At 69.1% G+C, this 5,296-nt stretch carries 5 protein-coding genes and 2 pseudogenes; 4 read left to right on the top strand and 3 right to left on the bottom strand.

The window, feature by feature from the left end:
* Positions 1-126: 126 nt before the first annotated feature.
* The 3 genes and pseudogenes from AC2W7M_RS19265 to AC2W7M_RS19275 form a co-directional block, all read right to left on the bottom strand.
* Positions 127-315 carry a hypothetical protein gene (locus AC2W7M_RS19265; protein WP_486134132.1) on the bottom strand — a complete coding sequence of 63 codons (189 nt, stop codon included), beginning with the start codon at positions 313-315 and terminating at the stop codon, positions 127-129.
* Between the two features lie 217 nt (positions 316-532).
* On the bottom strand, positions 533-1,183 hold the full coding sequence (locus AC2W7M_RS19270) for a LysR substrate-binding domain-containing protein (protein WP_486134134.1): 651 nt from the start codon (positions 1,181-1,183) through the stop codon (positions 533-535).
* Between the two features lie 76 nt (positions 1,184-1,259).
* Positions 1,260-1,457, bottom strand: a pseudogene (locus tag AC2W7M_RS19275) (helix-turn-helix domain-containing protein); the annotation flags it as partial.
* A gap of 102 nt (positions 1,458-1,559) precedes the next feature.
* On the opposite strand from AC2W7M_RS19275, the pseudogene AC2W7M_RS19280 reads away from it, so the two are divergent.
* The 4 genes and pseudogenes from AC2W7M_RS19280 to AC2W7M_RS19295 form a co-directional block, all read left to right on the top strand.
* Positions 1,560-1,916 (top strand): annotated as a pseudogene (locus AC2W7M_RS19280) (CoA transferase); the annotation flags it as partial.
* A 31-nt stretch (positions 1,917-1,947) separates the two neighbouring features.
* Complete coding sequence (locus AC2W7M_RS19285) at positions 1,948-2,754, top strand: CaiB/BaiF CoA transferase family protein (RefSeq protein ID WP_486134137.1); 807 nt, start codon at positions 1,948-1,950, stop codon at positions 2,752-2,754.
* The gene (locus tag AC2W7M_RS19290) at positions 2,754-3,710 is read left to right on the top strand and encodes a Bug family tripartite tricarboxylate transporter substrate binding protein (RefSeq protein ID WP_486134139.1); all 957 of its coding nucleotides are present in this window, start codon (positions 2,754-2,756) and stop codon (positions 3,708-3,710) included. Before AC2W7M_RS19285 ends, AC2W7M_RS19290 begins: the two co-directional genes overlap by 1 nt.
* A gap of 188 nt (positions 3,711-3,898) precedes the next feature.
* Positions 3,899-4,942: a choloylglycine hydrolase family protein gene (locus tag AC2W7M_RS19295; protein WP_486134135.1), complete on the top strand. Its 1,044-nt coding sequence runs from the start codon at positions 3,899-3,901 to the stop codon at positions 4,940-4,942.
* The last annotated feature ends 354 nt before the right edge of the window (positions 4,943-5,296 follow it).

A 5,296-nucleotide genomic window follows, 5' to 3' on the forward strand; every position in this document is an offset into this window, starting at 1 on the left:
GCCGCCGTTCGCGGACCCGGACGCCCGCCAGGCGCCGGCGTGACGGGTCGCGCCGCTGGGCGATCACGTTTTGCGCGAAGCGGGGGCGCTGCCGGAAGGGCACCGTCGGGCGCATCCGCTTTCGGCTCAGTTTCCGAGCCCGAGCAGAGGCTGGGCCGCCACGTAGGCGTCGCGCCACTCCGCGAGGCTCTTGGCATCGAGCTGAGGCAGCGGCGCCGGCTTCATCATCGGCCCCGTGGTGGCCGCCGAGGCCAGCAACGCGGTCAGGAGGATGAGCGGCAGAACCAGCTTCCTCAAGGTGTCATCGGGATACATTGCTCGCCACGCTTCTTGTCAGACCGCCGGTTCGGCCCTTGGACGGAGCCCCCCATCGCGCCGGATTGGACCGCCGCGCAGGGCGGGTGCGTCCCGGCGCTTCCGTTGAGGAATGATCCTTATCGCAGTTCCCGGGGGCCGCCAAAGCGACCAGAGGACGCTGCCGCGCCGTTAGCGGTACATTGATGCGACAGGTGCCGCCGGTGCGGGCCCCGGCTCAGCCGGGCATCAGCCCGCCCGCCGCGGCGTCCTGCGCCATCACCCGCTTCATGGCGGCGATCAAGGCCAACATGCGCGGCTGGCCCTCCTGCGCCTTGCGGTAGACGAGGCAGACGGGCGGCACTTCGGGGCGCGGCACGACGGGGATTTCCTGGAGCCGCGCGGCCATGCCCGCGCCATCATAGAGCGAGCGCAGCATGGCGCCGACGCCGTGCCCCTCGGCCACCAGCATCATGTTGGTGGCGGGATGCACCGACATCACTTTCGGCACCGGCGGCACCAGGCCCTCGGCGAGGAAGCGCGTCTCGATGGCGCTGCCGATCAGGCTCGGCGGCCGCGGCAGCACCCAGGCGCAGTCGGCGAGGTCGGCCCAAAAGTGCGGCACGGTCTGGCCGCGGCGGGCGACCACCATCAGGTCGTCGCGGAACAGGCGCAGGTGGGAGAAGGGGGCCGGCGGCCGGTTGGGCAGCGGATACATGGCGACCACCACGTCCAGGTCGCCGCGGTCGAGCGCGTCGAGCAGTCCCGGCACCGCACCCTCGGTGATGCTCGCGGGCCAGTCGCCGAGCGCCTTCAGCCAGCGCCGGCAGCAGCACCAGCGCCACCACCGAGGTGGCGCCCACGCGCAGCGGCGGGTCGAGCGTCGCACGGGCCGCGGTCCGCGCATGGGTGAGTTCCGCCAGCATCACCTGCGCGGCCGAGACCAGCCGCGTGCCCGCCGCCGTCGGCTCCAGACCGCCGCTGCCGCGGGCATAGAGCATCACCCCGAAGCCATCCTCGATCTCGCGTAGGGTCTTGCTGAGCGCCGGCTGGCTTACGCCCAGCTCCTGCGCCGCGCGCCGGAGGCTGCCGGTGCGCGCCAAGGTGACCAGGAATTCGAGGTCGCGGAACCGCAGGCGGCCGAAGCGGTGATCCAGGATCATGATCAGATGATAGCAACTTATAACTTTTCGGACTACCCCGGCATCTCCTAGCCTTCCCCTCGGGTGGAAACGAAGAACAACCCGAAGGGCAGTATCAATCCGATGAGAACAGGTCCCCTGAAGGGCCTGCGCGTGCTCGACCTGTCGACCGTGTTCGCCGGCCCGCTCTGCGCGGCGCTGCTGGGCGACTACGGCGCCGACATCCTCAAGGTCGAGATGCCAGGCACCGGCGATCCGCTGCGCGCGCTGCCGCCCCACAAGGACGGCATCTCGCTCTGGTCGAAGGTCACGAACCGCAACAAGCGCACCATCAGCCTCGACCTGCGGCACGCGCGGGCGAAGGAGATCCTCGCCCCCGTCATCGCCGCCCAGGACGTGGTGATCGAGAATTTCCGCCCCGGCACGCTCGACCGGTGGGGGCTCACGGAAGCGTGGATGCACGGACTCAACCCGCGCCTGACCATCCTGCGCATCTCGGGCTTCGGCCAGGATGGACCCTACCGGGACCGCCCGGGATTGCCCGGCGTTCGAGGCTTTGTGCGGCTTCACCCATCTGTGCGGGGAGGCGGACGGGCCGCCGCTCCATCTCGGCTTCCCGGTCTCCGACGCCGTCGGCGGCCTGTTCGGCGCGCTCGGAGTGCTCGCGGCCCTGCTCGAGCTCGCCCAGTCGCCCGACCGGCCAGGCCAGGAGATCGACTGCTCCATGTCGGAGGCGATGCTCCGGGCGATGGACTTCGTGATCATTCAGCAGGACCAGCTGGGCCAATCGCCGCGCCGCTCGGGCAACATCAACACCTATGCCGCCCCGAGCAGCATCTTCGAGACCGCCGACGGCCGCTGGGTCTCGGTCCCCGCCTCCTCGCAGAACCTGTTCGAGCGCCTGTGCGAGGCGATCGGACGGCCGGAGCTGAAGACCGACCCGCGCTTTGTCACCAATCCCGACCGGGTGCGCCACCGCGGCGAGATCAACGGCATCGTCGCCGACGCGCTGCGCACGCTGCCCTTCGCCGAGCTGGAGCAGCGGCTCGACGCCTTCGGCATCGCCTTCGCGCCGGTGAACGATGCCAAGGCGGTGATGGAGAATCCCCAGTTCGTGGCCCGCGGCGCCATCGTCACGGTGCCGGACCGCGAACTGGGCCAGGTGCGCATGCAGGGCGTGGTGCCGCGGTTTTCGCGCACGCCCGGCGGCGTCGCGCATGCGGGCGAGGCGCCCGGCTTCCATACGGAAGAGGTGCTGCGCGAACTCGGCTTCGGCAACGAAGACATAAAAGAACTAAAAATCCAGGGAGTGATCTGATGCGCCGATTTTTCCTGATGCTCGCCTGCGCGGCAATTCTTCCCCTCAGTCAGGCATGGGCCGACACCAAGCCCCTGCGCATTCTGGTGGGCTTCCCGCCGGGGCAGGCCACCGACATGGTGGCGCGCATCCTCGCCGAGAAGCTCCAGGCCAAGCTCGACCGCGCGGTGGTGGTCGAGAACAAGCCGGGCCAGGGCGGCAGCCTCGCGCTCTCCCAGCTCGCCCGCGCCGAGCCGGACGGCTCGCAGATGGTCCTGGGCGCGCTCGCCTCTTATGTCGCCAACCCGCACATCTACAAGTCGGTGAGCTACGACACCCTGACCGACTTCACGCCCGTCGCCCTCGTGGCGGACCTGCCCATGGTGCTGATCGTGAACCCGCAGGTGCCGGCCAAGACGCTGGCCGAGCTGGTGGCCTACGCGAAGGCGAACCCGGGCAAGCTCTCCCATTCCTCGTCCGGCATCGGCACGCTCTCGCACCTCGGCATGGAGCACCTGAAGCGGGCGGGGGGCATCGACATCCTCCATGTGCCCTATCCCGGCAGCGGGCCGGCGATGCTGGACCTGGCGGGCGGGCGGATCGACGTCGCCATGGACACGCTGGCGGTGGCCATGCCCCAGGTGGAGGCCGGCAAGGCGCGCCTGATCGCGGTGTGCACCGAGAAGCGGCTGCCGTTCCTGCCGGACGTGCCGACCATCGCCGAGCTGGGCTACCCCGGCTTCCATGCCTCGGCGTGGCTCGGCACCGTGTTCCCGAAGGGCACGCCCCAGCCGGCGGTGACGCAGATGAGCGACGCGCTGATGGAGATTCTCAAGGACCCGGACCTGCGCAAGCGCTTCAATTCCATCGGCGCGGTGCCGTGGCCCATGCCGTCGGGGGAGTTCGCGGCCTTCCTCAAGGCGGAATATGCGCGCTGGGGCGATCTCATCCGCGCCTCGGGCATTCCGCGCCAGTGAATGCGTGCGGCGGCGCGGCGGGCGACGCCGGGCCGCCGCATCGTGGGTGGGCCTCGATGTTCGGCCGTGGCCCACCGCGCCGCCGAGTGCTAGAATTGCACGCGAAGCAGGCTCTGGGCGGATGAGCAATCACGCCCGCGAGCGGCTGCGAAACGCCGGGAAACGGCGCCCAAACGGCGGAGGAATTCATGCTGCGGATTGCCATGGCGGGCCTGATGGTCTTCGCCTCCCTCCAGCAGGCGATCGCCTGCACCGCCGTCGACATCGTCGCCGCCGACAAGACCGTCATCGCCGGGCGCACCATGGAATGGGCGTTCGACATGAAGTGGACGCTCAAGAGCCTGCCCAAGGGCACGGAGCTCACCCTGACCGCACCGTCCGACCTCGGCCTGCCGCCGGTGAAGGTGGCGACCAGGCAGCCGGTGGTGGGCATCAGCGCCGAGATCATTCCCGGCGGCGCCTTCCTGGAAGGCCAGAACGCCGCCGGCCTCGGCATGAGCGCCAACTTCCTGCCCGGCTTCACGCAGTATCAGGCGGTGACGAAGGCCGATAAGAGCTACGTCTCCATCCTCGGCTTCGGCGCCTGGGCGCTGGGCATGCATGCGAGCGTCGCCGAGGTGCGCGCGGCGCTGCCGGGCATCAAGGTGTGGGCCGATCCCTCGCTGCCGAGCGGCCCGACGCCGCCGACCATCCACATGGTGTTCACCGACCGCAGCGGCGCCGGGATCGTGGTGGAATATGTGGGCGGGGAACTGCGCATCCACGACAATGTGGCCCACGTGCTGACCAATGCGCCGACCTATGACTGGCACCTCATCAACCTGCGCAACTATCTGAACCTCTCCACGGTCGGAGTGTCGGAGCGCAACATCGGCACGGCGAACGTGACCGCCATCGGCCAGGGCGGCGGCTTGCTGGGCATGCCGGGCGACTACTCGCCGCCGGCGCGCTTCGTGCGCGCGGCCTTCCTGCGCCACTTCATCGCCCCGCCCAAGACCGGCGCCGAGGCGCGCCAGGCCATCGGCCACATCCTCAATACGGTCGATATCCCCATCGGCATCGCCCAGAGCAAGGAGGGCGGCCAGCTCATCTCCGACTACACCCAGTGGGTTTCGATCAAGGACCTGACCAACAACACGCTGACGATCTCCGACTATGCCCACCGGCTGACCTATCTGACCATCGACCTCGCGCCATCTTCGCGCAGACGGCGCCGAGCGCGAAGCTCGTGACGGAACTGCCCTATCCGGCGGTGATCGACGGGACGTCGGCGCTGCGCAACTGAGCCCTGCGCCGGTCCGGGAAAGATTTATACCGATTACAATCATGCGCGCGGCGACCGACGATACATCTCGTCATCAATGTGTTGCGCGATTTCTTGGATATCTTCTAAAATACTGCGATTGAAAGGAAAATTCGCATCCTCTAGACAGTTCGCAGGGCCTGGAGACGGGGCCTTCCAATTCTGCGGACTGTCCCATGGTGCGGCTGCACGAGATCCGGCGCGGAAGTGACGCGCGTGCGCGGGCGAGCGGACTGCGGCGCCGCCGCTCCGTCGCGCGCGAGAACCCGGCGACCGGGGAGCC

It is taken from the genome of Xanthobacter sp. BG11Y11_SDJG, from assembly GCF_057364445.1.

What these genes read in the sequence shown, in the direction of transcription:
- AC2W7M_RS19265 (WP_486134132.1), bottom strand. Translation starts at nt 315, where the DNA reads ATGTATCCCGATGACACCTTGAGGAAGCTGGTTCTGCCGCTCATCCTC.
- AC2W7M_RS19285 (WP_486134137.1), top strand. Translation starts at nt 1,948, where the DNA reads ATGGACCCTACCGGGACCGCCCGGGATTGCCCGGCGTTCGAGGCTTTG.
- AC2W7M_RS19290 (WP_486134139.1), top strand. Translation starts at nt 2,754, where the DNA reads ATGCGCCGATTTTTCCTGATGCTCGCCTGCGCGGCAATTCTTCCCCTC.
- AC2W7M_RS19295 (WP_486134135.1), top strand. Translation starts at nt 3,899, where the DNA reads ATGCTGCGGATTGCCATGGCGGGCCTGATGGTCTTCGCCTCCCTCCAG.